Source organism: Paramylibacter kogurei (assembly GCF_002742285.1).
GTDB classification, from domain to species: domain Bacteria; phylum Pseudomonadota; class Alphaproteobacteria; order Rhodobacterales; family Rhodobacteraceae; genus Amylibacter; species Amylibacter kogurei.
The window spans coordinates 294085-315062 of sequence record NZ_MDGM01000012.1; the positions used below are offsets into that span (position 1 = coordinate 294085).

The following is a 20978-nucleotide window of genomic DNA, read 5'->3' on the forward strand; positions in this document are numbered from 1 at the left end:
GGTGGTTCACGCGCCAATGGTCAACCCGTTCGCCACGTCAAAGCGTGTGAAATGTCACAGGCAGGCACCCCACGCTGTGATAGTGACGTAAACACAGATTTAAAACATTGTAGGTGAAATTATGGACATTATCGCAGCAGGCGAATTGGTTCGCCATGCCTATGCCAACACATTGTTAAATGTATCCCACCGATTTGATGTGGGTGGTGCACAGGCGTTTTTCTTGACCGATGGCACGCTTGTCATTCCAGGTAGCAATGAAATTTCGGATTACCCAGAATTTAATCTCAATATCAGCAAGATCAAAGGCGACAGCGGGCGGTTTTATCATCGTGGATTTTTGCGCCACGCCCAGTTGGTGTTTACATTTGCCAAAGGGTTGCAGCCCAAGTTCATTATCGGGCATTCGTTGGGTGCCGCCAGTGCGCAAATTGTCGGAAGCTCGCTTGGCATTCCCACAATTGCATTTGCATCCCCCAAAGTTTTAAGCGGTTCCAAAAAAGTGCGCGGCGAACATCATGTGGTAAATTACCAACGCATGGATGATCCGATTTGTTTCATGCCGCCGGGCAAAAAAATGTTTCGTCACATTGGCAAAACATTTTGGATGGCACCCAATACGCTGGATATCGGGTTTAATCATAAGGTGTTGGAATATATCAAAATAATCAAGGCCGCGCGCACCAATCCCAAATTGCCACAGCGCTGGCCGGTGTGATTACATCAATGCGATAATTGCCATGATCGCCAAAGCAAGATTGATCAACAATCCCAAAACATAGGCGATTGTGCGCGGCCCACCCGCATCAGGGCCAATGCGCATCACATAAAACACCCAATGCAACAGGCGTAGAACCACAGCGGCAACCACCAGATATGTCACCCATGTCGGGCTTGCCCCTGCGATCATTGCCAAAAGCGATGCCGCCATCAGCGCAGAGAAATTTTCAACGCTGTTTTCATGGCTACGCACCACGCGAAATGTGCGATGTTCGATATTACCCCGAACAGTGACACCCGCGGGTTGCCCCGAAATTACATTTTTGACAATGCCTGCAATCGTGGCCTGAACCACCATCAACAGTGTTAAAACCCCAAGCGCCAATAATGCTGTGGAATATGTGGCAACAAGTTCTGGCATGGTATCCTCCTGTGTTGACGACAAACTATCCAAAATATGTGTAAAATCAATTCCTTTGTCGTTTGGCGATGCTCGCATTGGGTAATTTTGCGTGGTAATCTGGCGATATGAAACATGCATCTGTGATATTGAACTGGTTGGTTTTAGGGGGGATTGTCACAATCACCTATTTTGACGTGCCAACGCAAATCAAACCTGCCATCCCCGATCCAAATGAACAGTTTTCTGGCGTGGTGAAATGGGTATCTGATGGCGATACATTTTTGGTGGATGGGCATGATTGGCCCGTGCGGGTTTGGGGTATTGAAGCACCAGAACGCGACACTGATGCAGGGGTGACATCGCGTGCATATTTGACGGATAAAATCAAAGGACAGGTGGTGCGCTGCGATAAAGTTGTGGTTGATCAATATCGGCGCAGCGTTGCGCGGTGTTATCTGGGCGATACCGATATTGGCGCGATGATGATCGCAGCGGGGCAGGCGCAGGAATATTGTAGCTTTAGCGATGGTGCATACGGCACCTGTTAAACGCAAAACGCCCGAACAGAAGTTCAGGCGTTTTTATAGATTTTATTGTGCTTAGTAGTTTTGAAGCGCGTTCACTTCGATTTCGCTTTCGCTCATATTACGGATTGCCTTGGCGGCGGCGTTGCTGGCCGCAGCGGTGGTGTAATATGCGATTTTACCATAAAGCGCGGCAGATCGGATATCGCGGCTATCTTCCAATGACTGCGATCCTTCGGTGGTGTTGAAAATCAAATCGACACCGCCGTCTTTGAGCGTATCAACAATATTCGGGCGACCCTCGAATACCTTAAGTACCTTGGTGTTTTTGATACCATTATCGGTCAGCCAAGTAGACGTGCCACCCGTCGCAAGGATGTTAAACCCAAGATCAGACAAGATTTTCGCCGCCTCTGAAATCAGCGGGGTTTTATCCAAATCTTTGATCGAAATGAACACGGTGCCCGATGATGGCAACGGCGTGCCCGCGCCCAATTGTGATTTCAAAAATGCGCGTTCAAAGGTTTTGTCCAACCCCATCACCTCGCCAGTGGAGCGCATCTCTGGCCCCAATAATGGATCAACGCCGGGGAAACGGTTGAATGGCAATACCGCCTCTTTCACCGCGAAATGATCGGGGTGGGGTGATTTGAGATCAAAATTGGTCAGCGGTTCACCCGCCATCACACGCGCCGCAATGGATGCGATGGGGCTGTTAATCGCCTTGGCCACGAATGGCACGGTACGCGATGCACGCGGGTTGACCTCTAGGATGAAAATTTCGCCATCCTTGATCGCGAATTGAACGTTCATCAGGCCAACCACGTTCAAACCAATGGCCATCGCTTCTGTCTGGCGTTTCATTTCATCGATCAAATCATCGGACAATGAATAGGGTGGCAATGAACACGCACTATCGCCTGAATGAACGCCGGCCTCTTCGATATGTTGCATGATGCCAGCAACATGGACGTTTTTGCCGTCAGACAATGCGTCAACATCAACCTCGATCGCGCCAACGAGATAGCTGTCGAGCAACACGGGGCTGTCGCCTGATACATTCACCGCCGTGGTGATATAGCGTTTCAGTTGCGCATCATCGCGCACGATTTCCATCGCACGACCACCCAAAACATACGATGGGCGAATGACCAGCGGGTATCCAACATCCTGTGCGATTTCAAACGCTTCTTCGGGGGAGCTGGCGATACCGTTATAGGGTTGTTTTAGATCCAGATCATGAAGCAGCTTTTGGAAACGCTCGCGATCCTCTGCCAGATCAATCGCATCGGGGGTTGTACCCAGAATTGGAATGCCCTCGGCCTCTAGATCATTGGCGAGTTTCAGGGGCGTTTGGCCGCCGAACTGTACGATCACGCCGTGCAATGTGCCGTTTTCCTGTTCCACGCGCAGGATTTCCATCACGTTTTCCATGGTCAGCGGTTCGAAATACAAACGATCAGATGTGTCGTAATCGGTGGATACGGTTTCAGGGTTACAGTTCACCATGATGGTTTCGTAACCCGCATCTGTCAGTGCGAAACAGGCGTGACAGCAACAGTAATCAAATTCGATGCCTTGGCCGATACGATTTGGGCCACCGCCCAGAATGACTACCTTTTTGGCATCTGATGGGCGGGCTTCGCATTCGACTTCGCCCATGGCATCAGATTCATATGTGGAATACATATATGGCGTTTGCGCTTCGAATTCCGCAGCACATGTATCAATGCGTTTGAACACGGCGGTAACACCCGCCTTGGTGCGCGTGATGCGGATATCGCGTTCGGCTTGGCCAGTTAATGTGGCAAGGCGAGCATCGGAAAAGCCATACATTTTCACACGGCGAAGTGCCGCGGTTTCTGTTGGCAAGCCGTTTTCACGAATGTCATTTTCCATATCAATGATTTCACGGATACGCGCAAGGAACCAAGGATCAAACGATGTGACCGCGTTGATTTCATCATTGGTCAGCCCATGACGCATGGCCTGTGCGATCAACAGCAAACGATCAGGTGTTTGTTGGCTGATTGCTTTGATAATCGCAGATTTTTCTGGCGCACCTTCGATGACTTGTTCATCAAAACCAGACAGGCCGGTTTCCATGGATGCCAATGCTTTTTGCAATGATTCATGGATTGTACGCCCGATTGACATCACCTCGCCCACGGATTTCATCGCGGTGGTTAGTGATGCTTCGGCACCTGGGAATTTTTCGAATGCGAAACGTGGGATTTTTGTGACCACGTAGTCAATGGATGGTTCAAACGATGCTGGTGTCACCTTGGTGATGTCGTTGTCGAGTTCATCCAATGTGTAACCCACAGCCAGTTTTGCGGCGATTTTGGCAATCGGGAAACCTGTGGCCTTGGACGCCAGTGCGGATGAACGCGACACACGTGGGTTCATTTCAATCACAACCATACGCCCATCGGCAGGGTTGACCGACCATTGAACATTAGAACCACCGGTTTCAACGCCAATTTCGCGCAACACATTGATCGAATGTGTCCGCATCATTTGGTATTCTTTATCCGTCAGGGTCAGGGCAGGGGCGACGGTAATACTGTCGCCTGTGTGCACACCCATGGGATCAATGTTTTCAATCGCACAAACGATAATGGCATTATCCGCTTTGTCGCGCACCACTTCCATTTCGTATTCTTTCCAACCCAAGAGCGATTCATCAATCAGGATTTGATTAACGGGGCTGGCATCAATACCGCTGGCACAGATTTTTTCGTAATCTTCGCGGTTATAGGCAATACCACCACCCGTGCCACCCATGGTGAATGCGGGGCGAATGATTGCCGGCAGACCAACCGTTTCAATGGCGGCCATTGCCTCTTCCATGGATTCAGCAATGGTGGCGCGCGGGTTTTCGATGCCGAGACGATCCATTGCCTCGCGGAATAATTTGCGATCTTCGGCCATTTCGATCGCCTTGCGATCTGCGCCGATTAATTCGATGTTGAATTTTTCAAGTGTGCCGTCTTCGTCCAATGACAGGGCGGTGTTCAAACCCGTTTGCCCGCCCATCGTAGGGAGCAGCACCATTTTATCATTGGGATGTAGATTGATTTCTTTTTCAATTATTTTGGCAACAACTGCGGGGGTGATCGGCTCGATATATGTGGCATCGGCCATGTTGGGGTCGGTCATGATCGTGGCGGGGTTGGAATTGACCAAGACGACACGGTAACCTTCTTCTTTAAGCGCCTTACAGGCCTGTGCACCAGAATAGTCGAATTCGCAGGCTTGGCCGATAATAATGGGGCCTGCACCGATGATCATAACTGTGTTGATGTCGGTTCTTTTTGGCATAGCGCGTGGCCCCTATTGGTGTGCATGTCCGATCCCGTGGCAGCGGAATCGCCGTGCAGTTTGCAAATTATCGTGGGTGTAATGATTTGGCGCGTTTGGTTCAAGGATGAATTGCGCGTATTTGCGTGTTTTTTAAAGGCTCGAACGCCTGCGGCGCGGATATTTGGAACATTTGGAAAATGGAGGATGCAATAGGTGAAGTATATATTTGTTGAGGTTGTTGATTGGGGAGATGGTTGTTACGCTTGTAAGGATAATTGATGTGTAAGATTGAGAGTATTTGATGACGCCGCGCCATATCGCAATAATCGTATCCGCAATGGCGATCTCCTTGACGATTTTTAATGCTACCCGAAAGCCTGTTTTGATAATCCGACCCATTGTGGCGGAGCATAATGGGTGTGTTAACAAGAAGCAAAAAGCCGCTGATATCATTGCGGCCTGTACCAAGGTTTTAGCGCGTGATGTCGATGAATCGTTTGAGCATCAGTATTACAAAAGCCGCGCTTTGGCGCATCGGCGGGTGGGCGATTATGACAAAGCGTTATCCGACATTGATGCGGCGATTACATTGCAGCCCAAGAATGTAAATGATTTGGAATATCGGGCGTATATCAACAACGAAGCGGGTGATGTTGATGCGGCAGAGGCCGATTTTGAAACGGCAATTGCGTTGAGGCCAGCGCGGATTCACACATATTTGAACCGTGCAAAGATTTATAAAATTCGCGGTGAATATGGCAAAGCATTGCGTGATTATTATAATGTGCTGGAAATGAAACCTTCGAATAACGCCGCGTTAAATGGTGTTTCGGTAATGCATTTCAAAATGCAAAATTATGACCAGTTGGTTGGTTTTTTGAACGAAACCGCACCGCGGTGGAAGAAAAAACATCTGCCATATTTTATTCTTGGATTGTTACATGTTGAACAGACGGGCGATTATGAAAAGGCATTGGCGGCATTCACCACAGTTACCCAATTGGAGCCAGAACATGAAGCAAGGCATATCCTGTTGGCAATGGCGCATTTTAAGTTGAACGATGATGCGCAAGCGAAGATTTATATCGAGAAAGAAGTGGAAGCAGGGATACGTGCAAACGCCGCCAAAAGAAACCTATGGGAAACGTTGCTATTTTTATTCGCCAAACACATCTTGGGTGTGGACACAGGTGAAGCGCTTCGTGGGCTAGCATATAGTTTCGCCGGGCGCCCCGAAGAAGGTGCGCAGGCGTTTGCAAGGTTCATTGAAAAGGGCGGTGTTGCGTCGCGAAATGTAATGAATGCAATGTTTCAAGAGCATGGCGTTGAGCCAATCTCTGAATCGCGAATTGATGGAGCGGATATTTCGCAAAACCTGCGTGAATTTGCCACCAAGATAGAACAGGTCTTCTCATTAGAACGGCTTGCAAAGAAGTTTTAGTGCGCGGCACATTTACACGTTTCTCTCTGGCATAGATGTGATCGGGTGATTACATAGGTGTGCAAGTAAGGGATGGCGTGTGAGCGAGCAGTTTATCATATTTGACACGGGGCCAAACGGTGATTTGGCGGGGTTTGTTGATCCGAGCGAAGTGATTGTCGCATGGGATGCAGGCGATGTGGCGGATGCGTTTGCACGGATTGAGGCGGCGCGCGCGGCTGGTAAATGGCTGGCGGGGTTGGCGTCATACGAGCTTGGCTATGTTTTTGAGCCGCGATTAACGCCGCGTATGCCAGCGGAGCGGCAAAGCCCGTTGTTATGTTTTGGTGTGTTTGATGGTGTGGATATGGCCGCAACGCGTGGGTTGATGCATCGCGCACAAAGTGAAGCGGCGCAGGCGACACTGGATACACCAAGCCCCAAATGGTCAGCGGATGAATATGGTGCTGCATTTGCGCAAGTTGCGGATTACATCGCCGCTGGTGATTTTTATCAGACCAATCTGACATTCCCGATGGACAGCAAATACACAGGTTCGCCCCTTGGTCTTTACGCCGCGTTGCGCCATGGGCAGCCTGTGAATTATGGCGGGATTGTTCAATTGGGGCAGGGGCCGATATTGGTAAGCAGATCACCAGAGCTGTTTTTCAAAGTGGACGCAGCGGGTGTAATTTCAACGCGTCCGATGAAGGGCACGGTACCACGGGGCAAGACCGCGGGTGAGGATGCCGACCTAAAAGCATTTTTGCAAAGTGATGAAAAAAACCGTGCGGAAAACCTGATGATTGTGGATTTGTTGCGCAATGATATTTCACGCGTGGCCAAGGTGGGATCGGTGCGTGTGCCCGAATTGTTCACAATCGAGAGCTACGCCACCGTGCATCAGATGACATCGCTGGTCGAGGCGGATTTGCAAAATGGGTTATGCGTAGAAGATTTGTTTCAAGCGCTGTTCCCCTGTGGGTCGATCACAGGCGCGCCCAAGTTACGCGCGATGGAGGTGATTAATGATCTGGAACCATTCCCGCGCGAAATTTATTGCGGGTCCATTGGGTGGATCGCACCATCTGGGGAAATGGCATTTAATGTGGCGATCCGCACATTGAGCCTGTTTGGCGATCAATCGGTGCGACTAAACGTAGGTGGCGGAGTGGTTTATGATTCAACCGCTGACAGCGAATATGAGGAAGCATTGTGGAAAGCACGCTATACCAAAATTCGCCCGATGGGTTGATCGTTATTGAAACCTTGCGGTTTGATGCACGCGATGGGTTCGTGCGCCTTGGTCTGCATCTGGATCGCGCTGCGCAAACCTGTGAAATGCTTGCAATTTCGTTTGATCGTGCGGAAGCGTTACAGCGTTTGGGTGCCGCCGTTGGTGATGAAACCTGTCGCGTGCGTTTGACCATTGCAAAATCGGGTGAGATCAACGTTGAAACATTTGCGTTTATCCCGATTACGCGCAATTGGAATATCGCGATTGCACCACGCCGATTGCAATCAGATGATCCCTGGTTGGCGGTAAAAACCAATCAGCGGGTGGGATATGACACGGATCGCGCCAATCTGCCCGATGGGGTGGATGAATATATCTATCAAAACGAGCGCGGTGAGCTTTGCGAAGGAACAATTACGAATTTGTTCGTGGAATTGGATGGGCAATTGTTCACACCTGCGTTGCAATCGGGGTTGCTGCCTGGTGTTTTTCGCCAATCCTTGATCGATGATGGGCGCGCAAAGGAGGCGATTTTAACCTTGGATGATTTGAAACGCGCCGATGCAATTTATGTTGGCAATTCGCTGCGCGGCCTTATTGATGCCAAGTTGATTTGACACCAACGCCATAAGACGCAAGTCTGTTCGAAACTAACAGGAGTGTTTGATGCGTTTATGTGTAATCTGGTGTGTGGTTTTTTGTGGATTTGTTTCATTTGCACAGGCGTATGAAGATACCCGTGGTGGAAAAATATTAACCCTGATGGGGTTTGATGTGGCCTTGGCGTCACTGGTTCCTGAAATGAAAGCGGTAAAAGAGAATGCGCCAAATATGGGAGAAGACATTTTTGACGATTGGGATGATATCGTCGAAAACGTTTTTAAACCCGACGCCATTTTACACGCCACATCGGAGGCATTGAATAATACCCTAAGTGACGCGGAATTTGCGGAGTTGAACGCCTATTTTTCCGATGGGCTGGGTTATGACATTACCCAGATGGAAAATGAGGCACATAGTGTTGAAAACATCGGTAAATCAGATGTTTATGGCCCTGGCATTCTGGCCGAAATGGCCGAGGTCAACCCAGAGCGATTGGCGCAAATTCACGATTTGATCACGGCACTTGGAACCGTGGAAACCAGCACCGCAAGTGTGATGAATATTGGGTTTGCATTGAATATGGGCATGATCAGCGCGAGCGATAATCCACTTGGCATTACCGAAGATCAAGTGCTGCGCGAGCTGTTCGCGCAACATGATCAAATCTCGCAAAATATGAAAATCCGCATTTTGAATGATACTGCATTCACTTATCAAATGGCATCGAACGCAGAATTTTCACAATATGTGACTTTCCTTAAATCTGATTTATCGCAAAAATTTTATCGTATTGTACGTGAAGTGAACCATGAAATGATGACGGGGTTTTCACGCAAATTGGGGCGTGAATTGGTCAAACGCGCCAATGCGAGAAAATTATAGTTATTGAAAATGCGCCCGCGTTTCACGGGTTTTTTCCATCCCCGCAGCCGATAAAATATCTGCGATTTGTGTAATATTCATCGCCCGATCCAAATTGCGTTTTGTGACCAATGAAATTTTACGATCCGGTTGTGGATCAGCAAGGCGCAGCACCGCCAGATTGTCATTTTGATGAGCCGCATCATAGGCCAATTCGGGCAATAGCGTCGCGCCATATCCCCCCGCCGCCAATTGGGTGAGCGTTAACAGTGAACTGGCCCCAATTTGATTAAGCGTTTCTTGGCTTGCGTAACGGCAAAGGCTTTGTGCTTGGTCGCGCAAGCAATGCCCTTCGGACAAAAGCAATAATTTCAAGGGCGCCATATCGGTCAGTTGAATTTCACCATCTGTCAGATACATTGATTTGGCCTGATCGGATTTGATCGCCAACATAAAGCGATCATCAAACAGGTGGCGCTGGCGCAAATTGTGATCAAACACATCGGTTGCAATGACACAGGCATCAAGCTGTCCATTTTGCAATTCATCCAACAATGTATCGGTTTGTGCTTCGCGCAGATGTAAATCAAGATCGGGCAAATCGGATTGTATTTTCGCAATCGCGCTTGGCAACAAATAGGGGGCGACGGTTGGGATCACCCCAAGGCTAAACCGCCCTTGTAACCCGCGTTGCAAACGTGCGGCGTTTTCCAAATCGTGAACATCGTTCAAAATGCTTTTGGCGCGTTCCAAAATATCCGCGCCAAACGGTGTGGGGGAAATCGGGCGTGCGCTGCGATCAATCAATGCGCTGCCCAGCGTTTCCTCCAACTCTTTGATTTTTACGGAAAGGGCGGGTTGGGAAACATGCGCGGCCTCTGCTGCGCGGCCAAAATGCCCGTTTTCACACAGGGATTTGAAATAGTAGAGATGGCGTAGTGAAATTTTCATAACTTTTAGTTATCAAAAATAAATAAATATGCAATTTTAATTTATCAAATTTTCAGTCTACCATTTGCTCAACCACAATTGATTCCATAACCAGAGGAGAGCCAGATGTCTGATAAAACCAAGCGATTAACCACCACCGCAGGTGCGCCAATTGCCGATAACCAGAATTCACAAACCGCAGGTGCACGCGGCCCTGTATTGATGCAGGATTACCAATTGATCGAAAAATTGGCGCATCAAAACCGCGAACGTATCCCCGAACGTGTTGTTCACGCCAAAGGTTGGGGTGCGCACGGGACATTGACCATCACCAACGATATTTCAAAATACACCAAGGCGGATATTTTTTCCAAAGTGGGCAAAAAAACCCCGATGATTTGCCGCTTTTCCACGGTGGCGGGTGAATTGGGAGCAGCGGACAACGAACGCGATGTGCGTGGCTTTGCCCTGAAATTTTACACAGACGAAGGCAACTGGGATCTGGTTGGCAATAACACACCAGTGTTTTTCCTGCGCGATCCTTATAAATTCCCAGATTTCATCCACACGCAAAAACGCCACCCGCGTACCAATTTGCGTAGCGCCACCGCGATGTGGGATTACTGGTCGCAAAGCCCAGAGGCATTGCATCAGGTGACAATCTTGATGTCTGATCGCGGTTGCCCAACCACGCCAATGAACATGAACGGCTATGGCAGCCATACATTTTCAATGATCAATGCGGATAATGAACGTGTTTGGGTGAAATTCCATTTCAAAACCCAACAAGGCCATGCGCATTTGACAAACGAAGAAGCAGGCCAGAAAATTGGCGAAACCCGCGAGGGCTACCAAGAATCCCTGTTTGGTGCGATTGAATCTGGTGATTTCCCAAAATGGGACATGAAAATTCAGGTGATGACCGAAGAACAAGCCGCGCAAACGCCATATAACCCGTTTGATCTGACCAAAGTTTGGCCACATGGCGATTTCCCATTGATCGACGTGGGAACATTGGAATTGAATCGCAACGCCGATAACTATTTCGCGGAAATTGAAACGGCTGCGTATAGCCCGTCAAACATTGTGCCTGGTATCGGGTTCAGCCCGGATAAGGTTCTGCAAGCACGTATATTCAGCTATGCCGATGCGCATCGCTATCGGATCGGCACGCATTACGAACAACTGCCCGTGAACCAACCAAAATGTCCTGTGCATCACTATCACAAAGATGGTGCGATGAATGTGTTGGGTCAGGTGACAGGGGCAGATGATGCCTATTACGAGCCAAACTCAATGGGTGGTGCAACACAATCACCTGAATTTAGCGAACCACCATTGCCACTGGATGGTGATGCAGATCGCTACAACCACCGTGATGGCAATGATGATTACGGTCAGCCACGCGCATTGCATGATTTGATGAATGCCGAACAACAGGCGCGGCTGTATTCAAACACAGCCGCATCAATGGTGGGCGTTCCAGATCATATCGTTGATCTCGCGCTCAGCCACTATGCGAAAATCAGCCAGCAATATGCAGACGGCATCCGCACAGCATTGAATGCCATGTCGTAAATTGCGACAGATGATGAACTGAATTAACGGCGTCCCAATGGGGCGCCGTTTTTCGTGATATTGTTCGGTGGGTTTTGCTCAAACCTGCGAAATCCCATCCAATCCATTCTGTTTGGCTGTTTTATGCGCCCAAGGCTTGACAATTTGGCGATAAACAAGTGTATCAGCGCAACAGAATAATCCAAATTTAAACCCTTGAGGGGATGTCCGATGCACAGCTACCGCAGCCATACTTGCGCAGATCTTAACGCGAAACATGTGGGCGAAAATGTTCGCCTGTCTGGTTGGGTGCATCGTGTGCGCGATCACGGTGGGATTTTGTTCATCGACCTGCGCGATCATTACGGCATTACACAGGTTCTGGCCGACCCTGACAGCCCCGCGTTTTCAGAACTGGAAAAGGTGCGTTCAGAATGGTGTATCCGCATTGATGGCGAGGTTAAGGCACGCGCACCAGAATTGGTAAACAAAAACATTCCCACGGGCGAAGTGGAAATTTTTGTGCGTGACATGGAAGTGCTGGGTGCCTCCAAAGAATTGCCATTGCAAGTGTTCGACGAACCCGATTTCCCAGAAGAAACCCGCCTGAAATATCGTTTCTTGGACCTGCGCCGCGAAACATTGCACAACAATATAATCTTGCGTTCAAACGTGGTGAAATCCATCCGCAATCGCATGGATGGACAGGGTTTCAACGAATTTCAAACACCCATTATCACCGCATCATCACCAGAGGGTGCACGCGATTTCTTGGTGCCATCTCGCCTGCACCCGGGCAAGTTTTACGCGCTGCCTCAGGCCCCCCAACAGTTCAAACAAATGATCATGGTTGCGGGCTTTGATAAATACTTCCAAATTGCGCCGTGTTTCCGTGATGAAGACCCGCGCGCCGACCGAAGCCCAACCGATTTTTACCAGCTTGATCTGGAAATGTCCTTTGTAAATCAACAGGATGTGTTTGATACGATCGAGCCAGTGATCAAAGGTATCTTTGAGGAATTTGGCAAGGGACGCCCCGTGGCCCAAGACTGGCCACAGATTTCATACAAAGATTCCGCGCTGTGGTATGGCACAGATAAACCAGACCTTCGCAACCCCATTAAAATGCAGGTTGTGTCTGAACATTTCGCTGGCTCTGGTTTTGCAATTTTTGCCAAGCTATTGGAAAACGAAGGAACCGAAATTCGTGCGATCCCTGCGCCCAAGGGTGGGTCGCGCAAATTCTGTGATCGGATGAATAAATTTGCCCAACAAGAAGGGTTGCCCGGCATGGGCTATATCTTCTGGCGCGATCAGGGTGAAGGGATGGAGGCCGCAGGACCGTTGGCGAAAAACATCGGGCCAGAGCGTACCGAAGCGATCCGTCAACAGCTTGGCCTTGAAGTTGGCGATGCCGCGTTCTTCTTGGGCGGCAAACCAGCGGCATTTGAATCGGTTGCGGGGCGTGCGCGCACCGTGATTGGCGAAGAGCTGGAATTGACCGATAAGGACAGTTTCAAATTCGCATGGATTGTTGATTTCCCGATGTATGAGCGCGACCCAGAAAGCGGCAAAGTCGATTTCAGCCACAACCCATTTTCCATGCCCCAAGGCGGGATGGAAGCGTTGAGCGCAGAAGACCCTGAAACGATTTTAGGTTACCAATACGATCTGGCCTGTAATGGTTACGAGCTGATTTCGGGTGCGATCCGAAACCACCAGCCTGAAATTATGTACAAGGCATTTGAAATCGCGGGATACCCCAAAGAAGAGGTTGAAAAACGGTTCGGCGGGATGGTGAATGCATTCACATATGGCGCGCCACCCCATGGTGGTTGTGCGGCAGGGATTGACCGTATTGTGATGCTGTTGGCCGATGAATCGAACATCCGCCAAGTGATCATGTTCCCGATGAACCAACGCGCCGAAGATTTGATGCTGGGCGGCCCATCAGAGCCGACAAATGAACAGCTTCGCGAATTGCACCTGCGGGTTATCCCCGCAGAGGATAAATAATCCTGCGCAGATTTGCGTCATGATATCAAAGACTTGCCCGATCACAAAACTTTGGGCAAGTCATTGCTGGAAATTTTGCGAATAAGGATTAGGTTGCATTTTAACAAAGGATGAAACCGATGATATTCAGCGATTTTCAGAAAGCCATTTCACAATTAAACGATAGCCGATTTTTGCGCGTCATGGGATATGGCGTGGCGTTGACGATTGCGTTGCTGGCGGCCGTGACCATGGGCGTGCAATGGATTTTACCCGATACGATTAGCCTGCCGTGGGTGGGCGAAATTGCGTGGCTAAGCAGCCTGTTGTCTGGCTTTATCCTGTTCGCAATGATCGGCATGTCGGTGTTTTTAATGGTGCCTGTGGCATCAATTTTCACGGGGTTCTTTTTGGAACAAGTGGCCGATGCGGTGGAGGATAAACATTACCCAGCGCTTGCGGATGTGACCCCCGTGCCGTTCATGGATATGCTGATTGATAGCACGAAATTTTTGGCGCTGTTGGTGGTGGTGAACCTGTGCGCGTTGGTGCTGTATTTGATATTCACACCGATTGCACCGATCCTGTTTTGGGCGGTGAATGGGATGTTATTGGGGCGTGAATATTTCCAACTTGTCGCGATGCGAAAACTGGGCCGTGTGGGCGCAAATGCGATGCGCAAAAAACACCGATTTCAGATTTTTCTGGCAGGGTTTTTGATGGCGGTGCCGCTGTCGGTTCCGTTCATAAACCTGTTCATCCCCGTGCTAGGTGTGGCCACATTTACCCATCTGTTCCACCGTATCAACACCGCGAAATAGCCCCGATTTTGGGTGTAGGACATCCGTCGGACAAATGGGGGACACGTGGCGGACAGATGGGGGGCGGGTGGCTTGGCTCATTTCTTACTTTCGGATAAGTAGGTTTCTATCATTTTTTTCCAATGACTACTTACCTTCACATTGTCCAAAAGCCATTTAAAGCCCTCGGGTACAAATTCTTTATCGAAGCCGTCAAACGCTTCAATATTCTGCAGTAGGGCATCTATACGAGAAAGACTAAATGCTAGTTCGGGAGCAATGGCTCCAGGAGCAATTTTGTCGATATCGGAAGACTTTCTTTGAAATTCAAAATTCCAAGCATGGAAAAGGTCTTGCGTATTCTCTCCGATACTTTTCAATTCTTGATACGGAATGCTTAAGTGTCTGATTTGTTCAGTTGGATTTTGTTCAATAAATTCTCGATAGGTTTTGCCATTGAAATGTTGGAGATTTTCTTCGGCTCGAAAGTCCTCACCAATGACCCAATCGAGTCCCATGGTTCTTTGACGTAATTTGAATACCAATTGATCCAACTTGAACAAATCATCTTTGGAGCTTTGATAACCAACCAAACCATATCTTGCATCGGCGCTTCCAAGAGCGGAAATTTTGGTGACAAAATCTTTAACGGACGTATCGCTCCACAGTTCTGCTTTGAGCTTCTTGGGTTTATCAAAAGAATTAAATGCATCAGATCCCAAAGTTTCCTCGTAAATCGGCAGTAGTTTTGTTAACTCATGGGATTTCGATTTCACAGAAACGCCATTCAAAACTAATCCAGCTTTGAAGAGTTTTTCCAATGTTTGTTGAGCGTGCCAGAAAAAATCTTGGTGCATTCCGATTACTCGTAAAAAGCGGGCTGTAAGATAATTTTGATCCGCTGGCTGAATGAAAATATCGTAAATAAATACTGACTTAAAGTGGTTCAAACTGTGCAACGGCATGTGTGAATACTCCGCAAAAAAGGACTTCATATTTTTTTGGTGAAGTTATCCCAATAACCAAAACAAAAAAACGGCCAAGGTTTCCCTTAGCCGTTTCCTATTCCTTTACCCGCGCGTTCCCGCGCCCAACGGATCAATCTTTGCGAAAGAATGATTTGTCTTTGTTGGGTTTGTCAAAGCTTTTGCCTTCAAACGGTTTGCCGCGACCTTTGTCGCCGCCACGATCACCACCGCGATCACCGCCCTTAAAGCCGCCTTTGCCGCCGCGATCACCGCCTTTGAATCCACCACGATCACCACCGCGATCGCCACCCTTGAAACCGCCGCGGTCACCGCCACGGTCGCCCCCTGCTGGGGCCTCCCATTTGCGGATCAATGCGATATCGAATGTATCGCGATTGACGCTGCCTTCGTTGATCCAAACAACAGAGATGGCTTTGCCAGTGATTTTTTCGACTGCCAAACGTGGCGAGCCAGAGACGAGTACGACGATATCGCCTTCGGTAAGTACAGACATGTTATGTTCCTTTGAACAGAGGTTTCCACCTGCCCCTAGTTGGATTCAATGATATTGTAAATGTCCATTTGTTCGGATGTGATCAAACCAGACGAAATTAGCCAGACCAGAAACAGCCAAACAGGGATGGTGATCAGCGTGGTAATCAACATGCGTTTCTTGATCTGTGGATCGGCAGGGGCGCTTGCCGATGTGCCGGGGACAACATTGTTATCCTCGCCTTGTGATTTCAACCGAATGGGCAGCACGATAAACAGGATCATAAACCAAGTCACGGCAAGCAGGACGAGTGATGCGCTAATGGTCATGTTACACCTGTTCCAGTTCGATCAACGTGCCGTTGAAATCTTTGGGGTGCAGAAACAGCACGGGTTTGCCATGCGCCCCGATTTTGGGTTCGCCATTGCCAAGAACGCGTGCGCCATTGGCGATCAATTGATCCCGCGCAGCGATGATATCGCCAACCTCGTAACACATATGGTGGATGCCGCCATCGGGGTTTTTGGCCAGAAAATTATTGATCGGGCTGTCATCACCCAGTGGATGGATCAGCTCTATCTTCGTGTTGGGCAGGGTGATGAACACCACTGTCACACCGTGTTCGGGTTGATCAAACGGCTCTGCCACATCCGCGCCCAACGTTTCGCGATACATCGCCATCGCGCTGTTCAAATCGGGCACTGCAATGGCCACGTGGTTTAATCGTCCGATCATGGTGGTCTCCTTTGGCGCTATCTAGGCCGAATGGATTTAGGCTTGCAAGGGAATTAGGCGGGCAAATCCGCGCGGCGTTAGGGCGATGTTAGGATTCTGTTTGTTTTATATCAATTAATCAGAAATTTAGAGAGGGTGCCCAAAATGGAAGATTTTGCCAATGATGACAATTGTTTAGCCCCGCGCAGAACCGCCAAACGCCCCTTGTTGGGGTTGACGATTCTGCTGGTAGAAGACAGCCGTTATTTCGCCGATGCGGTGCGCCTGTTGGCCATTCGCAGCGGTGCGCGATTGCGCCGTGCGGATTGTCTGGAATCAGCGCGCAAACATATCCGCATTTACCGCCCCGATGTGGTGATCGTTGATATGGGGCTGCCTGATGGATCGGGTTTGGATTTCATCAAGGAAATGGCCGCGATTGGTCAAGCGGCGCCAAGCGTGATCGCCATGAGCGGTGCGGATGATTTGCGCGGTGATGCGATTGCATCGGGTGCGGCGCAATTCATTGAAAAACCGTTTTTTGATTTGGCAGGGTTTCAGCAAACGGTTTTATCCGTTTTGGATGTCGCGGAAAAATCGGCGGCATTTGTTCCGCGTGTGGCGGGCAATGCGGTGGAACCAGATGCGGATGCTTATCACGAAGATTTGCGTGATATTGCCGAGATGATGGATGCCGCGATGGTCCGCGCGGATCAAGAGGTGTTGCAATACACCGCCCAGTTTTTGCAATCCGTCGCACGCGTTGCGCATGATCAAGAATTGATGGACATCGCCACGCGATTTGGTGCGCGATTGACGGGGCAGGGTTGGCAAAATATCGGCCAAGAGGTGCAACATATGTTGCGCGGGCGTTTAGCGGCTGTGCCCGCCTGATTGCACTTGGATTTTGTGACACGCAACCTATAATTGCCCGAAAAATAGAGGTATGAAATGGAAACGGGTATAAATATTTTTAAAAAATCAATCGGAATGGTTGGTGATAATTTGGATGATGCGGTGCGCGTGAGCGCGGTGATTTACATCGTGCAGTTTGTGATAGTAACCGTATTGTTGGTATCCGTTACCGACAGTTTTGACATGGATCGTTTGCAAGATCCCAGATATGTTGCCGCGCGTTCAATGAGTGGCCATTTAACAGTCTTGCTCGCGGGTGTTATTTCTATGTTGTCACTGGCTTGGATCGCGGTTGCATGGCATCGTTTTGTGTTGCTGGAAGATTACACCAAAGGTGCTGTGCCACCGTGGAGTTTTTCGCGTGTGATTTCGTATATCTGGAAATCGATATTACTGGGAATTTTACTTGTATTGATCGCAATCATCCCAGTCACGATAGTTGTGCTGATTGGACAAGTATCCGCAATTCTGTCTGGAATCGGAATGATTGCGGTGTTGGCGTTTTTAATTTGGATAGTTATGCGATTGTCTTTGGTGTTACCCGCCACGGCGATTGATGAAAACATGTCATTTATATACGCTTGGGAACAAACTGATGAACATAGCAAAGATATTTTTGTCGCGGCTGTATTGATGGCGTTGTTGATCAATATCTGCGGGGCGGTTTTGCAATCAATCTTGCCTTCGAACGTGATTGGCTTGATCGTAATGGGCGCGTTTCAATGGGTTGCGACAATGGTGGGATTGTCTCTTGCAACAACCATTTATGGATTTTGCATTGAAGGGCGCAGCGTGGAGTAAGCGCAAGCCGCGGGAATTATTCCGCGGCTTTGGTTTTTGAAGCGGCCTTTTTGGGGGCCGCTTTTTTTGCGGCTGGCTTTTTCTTGGCTGCTGCTTTTTTCTTGGGCGCGGCTTTCTTGCGTGCAGGTTTTGCCTTGCCTGCCTTTTCGGTGATCAATTCCACAGCCTTTTCCATTGTCACATCGCCAGGTTCAATATCCTTTGGCAAGGTTGCATTGACCTTGGCCCATTTCACATAGGGGCCATAACGCCCGTCCATGACATTGACCGGGCCACCTTCGGTTGGGTGTTCGCCCAATTCTTTGAGTGGTGTCGCCGCCGCACCGCGCCCCGTTTTATTGGCCTTTTCGGTGATCAATTCCACCGCACGGTTCATGCCAACGGTAAACACCTCTTCTGGGTCTTTCATATTGGCATAGATTTTTTGTGCGGTTTTTTTGCCCTCTTCCAGTGGTTTTTCCCACATGACATAGGGGCCAAAACGCCCGATTGCGGCGGTGATTGTACCGCCATCAGGGTGATCGCCAACCTTGCGCGGCAAGGATAACAATTGCAATGCGCGTTCCAATGTGACCTCGCTTAGATCCGAACCTTTGGGGATGGATGCGCGTGGTGGTTTTGGGATTTCATCGGTCGCATTGCCGCGCTGAACATAGGGGCCAAAACGACCCGTGCGCAATGTGATGGTTTCGCCATCATCATCAAGCCCAAGTGGTTTGCCATCGGGGCCAGCGATATCGCCGCCCTCAAGTTCACCTGCCAATGGACGGGTGTAGCGGCATTCGGGGTAATTCGAACACCCAATGAAAGCGCCGCCCGAACGTGCGGTGCGCATCGACAAACGGCCCGTGCCACAGGTTTTACAAACGCGTGGGTCCGATCCATCCTCGGTTGGGGGGAACAAATGTGGTTCCAAAACCTCGTTGATTTTTTCCAACACTTCAGTGATGCGCAAATCGGCGGTTTCACCGATTGCAGCGGAAAAATCACGCCAGAAACGGGTTAACACATCAATATAGTTCGCTTCGCCTGCGGAAATTTCATCAAGCTCTTCTTCCAGCTGGGCGGTAAAGTTATACCCCACATATTGGCGGAAATAGTTTTCCAAAAACGCGATCACCAATCGCCCTTTATCCTCGGCAATCAGGCGGTTTTTTTCTTTGCGTACATATTCGCGCGTTTGAATTGTGGTGACGATTGATGCATATGTTGACGGGCGACCGATGCCCAATTCTTCCATGCGTTTAACCAACGTTGCCTCGGTATAGCGGGGCGGTGGCTGGGTAAAATGCTGGTTCGGCGTTACGGATTTTTTCGCGCAAGCCTCGCCATTGGAAAGCTGTGGCAAACGCTTGTCATCATCATCAATCACCGCATCATCATCGCGCCCTTCTTCGTAAACCTTAAGGAAACCTTCGAATGTGATGACCTGACCAGTGGCGCGCAGGCCGACCTGACCATCATCTGATCCGATATCAACGGTGGTGCGCTCAATTTTGGCCGATGCCATCTGGCTGGCCAATGTGCGCTTCCAGATCAGATCGTATAATTTGCGTTGATCCGCCTCTAGTTTTGAAAGGCTTTCTGGCGTGGCGGCCATCACGGTTGGGCGGATACATTCGTGCGCCTCTTGTGCGTTTTTCGCCTTGTTTTTATAGATGCGCGGCGTGGCGGACACAAAATCTTTGCCATAGAGACCTTGGATCGCATCGCGTGCTTCGCTCACGGCCTCGGGGGCCATGTCGATGCCATCGGTACGCATATATGTGATATGCCCCGCTTCGTACAAACGTTGCGCAGTAGACATGGTTTGGCGCGCGCCAAAACCGAATTTGCGGCTTGCCTCTTGTTGCAGAGTTGATGTCATGAATGGTGCAGATGGGTTGCGATTGGCGGGTTTGCTTTCGACCGATTGCACTGACAAATCGCGTGATGTGACGGCCTGTACGGCCATTTCGGCGCTGACCTCGTTTTCAAGATCGTATTTTTCAAGCTTTTTACCCGCAAGCAGGCGCAAGCTGGCATCAAAATCCTGACCACGCGAATTGGTGAGCGTGGTTTTCACAGACCAATATTCGCGCGGTTTGAATTTTTCGATTTCCATTTCGCGTTCAACAATCAAACGCAGACAAACGGATTGCACGCGCCCTGCGGATTTTGAACCGGGCAATTTGCGCCACAAAACAGGCGACAGGTTAAAGCCCACCAAATAATCAAGTGCACGGCGTGCCAGGTAAGCCTCGACCAGTTCCATATCCACGGCGCGGGGATTTTTCATCGCTTCGGTTACGGCGGTTTTGGTGATGGCGTTGAATACAACGCGGCTTACGGATGTGGATTTTTTGATCGCTTTGCGTTTGCGAAGCGTTTCTTCCAGATGCCAACTGATAGCTTCGCCTTCGCGGTCAGGGTCGGTTGCGAGGATCAGTTCGTCATCGCCCTTGAGCGCATCTGCAATTGCTTTGACATGTTTGCGGCTGTCGGTTGCGACCTCCCATTTCATGTCGAAATTATTGTCTGTATCCACCGATCCATCCTTGGGCGGCAGATCACGCACATGACCATAAGAGGCAAGCACGGTATAGTCTTTGCCAAGGTATTTATTAATGGTCTTTGCTTTGGCAGGAGACTCGACAACAACAACAGGCATAACTGATTCCTTTAAGCGAATTTGGCCATAGGGTATGGGCGCGGAACATGTGTTGGTTATCGGTGTAATGTCAATGGGGCG

At 49.4% G+C, this 20978-nt stretch carries 19 protein-coding genes; 11 read left to right on the forward strand and 8 right to left on the reverse strand.

Features of this window, described 5'->3' with window-relative positions:
* The first annotated feature begins 121 nt into the window (after positions 1-121).
* Positions 122-718 carry an alpha/beta hydrolase family protein gene (locus BFP76_RS06885; RefSeq protein WP_099592425.1) on the forward strand — a complete coding sequence of 199 codons (597 nt, stop codon included), beginning with the start codon at positions 122-124 and terminating at the stop codon, positions 716-718.
* Here the strand turns inward: BFP76_RS06885 and BFP76_RS06890 are convergent, their stop codons facing one another.
* The gene (locus BFP76_RS06890) at positions 719-1141 is read right to left on the reverse strand and encodes an MAPEG family protein (RefSeq protein ID WP_165775675.1); all 423 of its coding nucleotides are present in this window, start codon (positions 1139-1141) and stop codon (positions 719-721) included.
* A gap of 107 nt (positions 1142-1248) precedes the next feature.
* On the opposite strand from BFP76_RS06890, the gene BFP76_RS06895 reads away from it, so the two are divergent.
* Entirely contained in the window at positions 1249-1671 is a 423-nt protein-coding gene (locus BFP76_RS06895) for a thermonuclease family protein (protein ID WP_099593964.1), read from the forward strand.
* Positions 1672-1722: 51 nt separating this feature from the next.
* Here the strand turns inward: BFP76_RS06895 and carB are convergent, their stop codons facing one another.
* A complete protein-coding gene (gene carB / locus BFP76_RS06900) occupies positions 1723-4971 on the reverse strand; it encodes a carbamoyl-phosphate synthase large subunit (protein WP_099592427.1) in 3249 nt (1082 codons plus the stop codon).
* Positions 4972-5254: 283 nt separating this feature from the next.
* Between carB and BFP76_RS06905 the strand changes: the two genes are divergently transcribed.
* From BFP76_RS06905 to BFP76_RS06920, 4 genes are all read left to right on the forward strand, one after another.
* On the forward strand, positions 5255-6394 hold the full coding sequence (locus BFP76_RS06905; protein ID WP_099592428.1) for a tetratricopeptide repeat protein: 1140 nt from the start codon (positions 5255-5257) through the stop codon (positions 6392-6394).
* Positions 6395-6473: 79 nt separating this feature from the next.
* On the forward strand, positions 6474-7628 hold the full coding sequence (locus tag BFP76_RS06910) for an aminodeoxychorismate synthase component I (RefSeq protein ID WP_099592429.1): 1155 nt from the start codon (positions 6474-6476) through the stop codon (positions 7626-7628).
* Positions 7589-8227, forward strand: coding sequence for an aminotransferase class IV family protein (locus BFP76_RS06915; protein ID WP_099592430.1), 639 nt, complete (start codon positions 7589-7591; stop codon positions 8225-8227). Before BFP76_RS06910 ends, BFP76_RS06915 begins: the two co-directional genes overlap by 40 nt.
* Positions 8228-8276: 49 nt before the next feature.
* A complete protein-coding gene (locus BFP76_RS06920) occupies positions 8277-9095 on the forward strand; it encodes a hypothetical protein (protein ID WP_099592431.1) in 819 nt (272 codons plus the stop codon).
* On the opposite strand, the gene BFP76_RS06925 is transcribed toward BFP76_RS06920, so the two are convergent.
* Positions 9096-10025, reverse strand: a complete 930-nt coding sequence (locus tag BFP76_RS06925) for a hydrogen peroxide-inducible genes activator (RefSeq protein WP_099592432.1) — start codon at positions 10023-10025, stop codon at positions 9096-9098. It lies immediately after the preceding gene.
* A gap of 105 nt (positions 10026-10130) precedes the next feature.
* Here BFP76_RS06925 and BFP76_RS06930 point away from each other — a divergent pair, with 105 nt between their 5' ends.
* From BFP76_RS06930 to BFP76_RS06940, 3 genes are all read left to right on the forward strand, one after another.
* Positions 10131-11582, forward strand: coding sequence for a catalase (locus BFP76_RS06930; protein ID WP_099592433.1), 1452 nt, complete (start codon positions 10131-10133; stop codon positions 11580-11582).
* Between the two features lie 210 nt (positions 11583-11792).
* Positions 11793-13577 carry an aspartate--tRNA ligase gene (gene aspS, locus BFP76_RS06935; RefSeq protein ID WP_099592434.1) on the forward strand — a complete coding sequence of 595 codons (1785 nt, stop codon included), beginning with the start codon at positions 11793-11795 and terminating at the stop codon, positions 13575-13577.
* Between the two features lie 122 nt (positions 13578-13699).
* Positions 13700-14377, forward strand: coding sequence for an EI24 domain-containing protein (locus tag BFP76_RS06940; RefSeq protein ID WP_165775711.1), 678 nt, complete (start codon positions 13700-13702; stop codon positions 14375-14377).
* A 77-nt stretch (positions 14378-14454) separates the two neighbouring features.
* Here BFP76_RS06940 and BFP76_RS06945 read toward each other — a convergent pair whose 3' ends face one another.
* The 4 genes from BFP76_RS06945 to mce all read right to left on the reverse strand — a co-directional run bounded on the left by BFP76_RS06945 (position 14455) and on the right by mce (position 16552).
* Complete coding sequence (locus tag BFP76_RS06945) at positions 14455-15321, reverse strand: HEPN domain-containing protein (RefSeq protein WP_133117403.1); 867 nt, start codon at positions 15319-15321, stop codon at positions 14455-14457.
* 133 nt (positions 15322-15454) lie between these two features.
* A complete protein-coding gene (locus tag BFP76_RS06950) occupies positions 15455-15838 on the reverse strand; it encodes a hypothetical protein (RefSeq protein ID WP_099592436.1) in 384 nt (127 codons plus the stop codon).
* Positions 15839-15873: 35 nt separating this feature from the next.
* Complete coding sequence (locus BFP76_RS06955) at positions 15874-16146, reverse strand: DUF1467 family protein (protein WP_099592437.1); 273 nt, start codon at positions 16144-16146, stop codon at positions 15874-15876.
* Position 16147: 1 nt separating this feature from the next.
* The gene (mce, locus tag BFP76_RS06960; RefSeq protein WP_099592438.1) at positions 16148-16552 is read right to left on the reverse strand and encodes a methylmalonyl-CoA epimerase; all 405 of its coding nucleotides are present in this window, start codon (positions 16550-16552) and stop codon (positions 16148-16150) included.
* A 144-nt stretch (positions 16553-16696) separates the two neighbouring features.
* On the opposite strand from mce, the gene BFP76_RS06965 reads away from it, so the two are divergent.
* Positions 16697-17425: a response regulator gene (locus tag BFP76_RS06965; RefSeq protein WP_099592439.1), complete on the forward strand. Its 729-nt coding sequence runs from the start codon at positions 16697-16699 to the stop codon at positions 17423-17425.
* 57 nt (positions 17426-17482) lie between these two features.
* On the forward strand, positions 17483-18247 hold the full coding sequence (locus BFP76_RS06970) for a hypothetical protein (RefSeq protein ID WP_099592440.1): 765 nt from the start codon (positions 17483-17485) through the stop codon (positions 18245-18247).
* Positions 18248-18263: 16 nt separating this feature from the next.
* Here BFP76_RS06970 and topA read toward each other — a convergent pair whose 3' ends face one another.
* Positions 18264-20897 carry a type I DNA topoisomerase gene (gene topA / locus BFP76_RS06975; RefSeq protein WP_099592441.1) on the reverse strand — a complete coding sequence of 878 codons (2634 nt, stop codon included), beginning with the start codon at positions 20895-20897 and terminating at the stop codon, positions 18264-18266.
* Between the last annotated feature and the right edge of the window lie 81 nt (positions 20898-20978).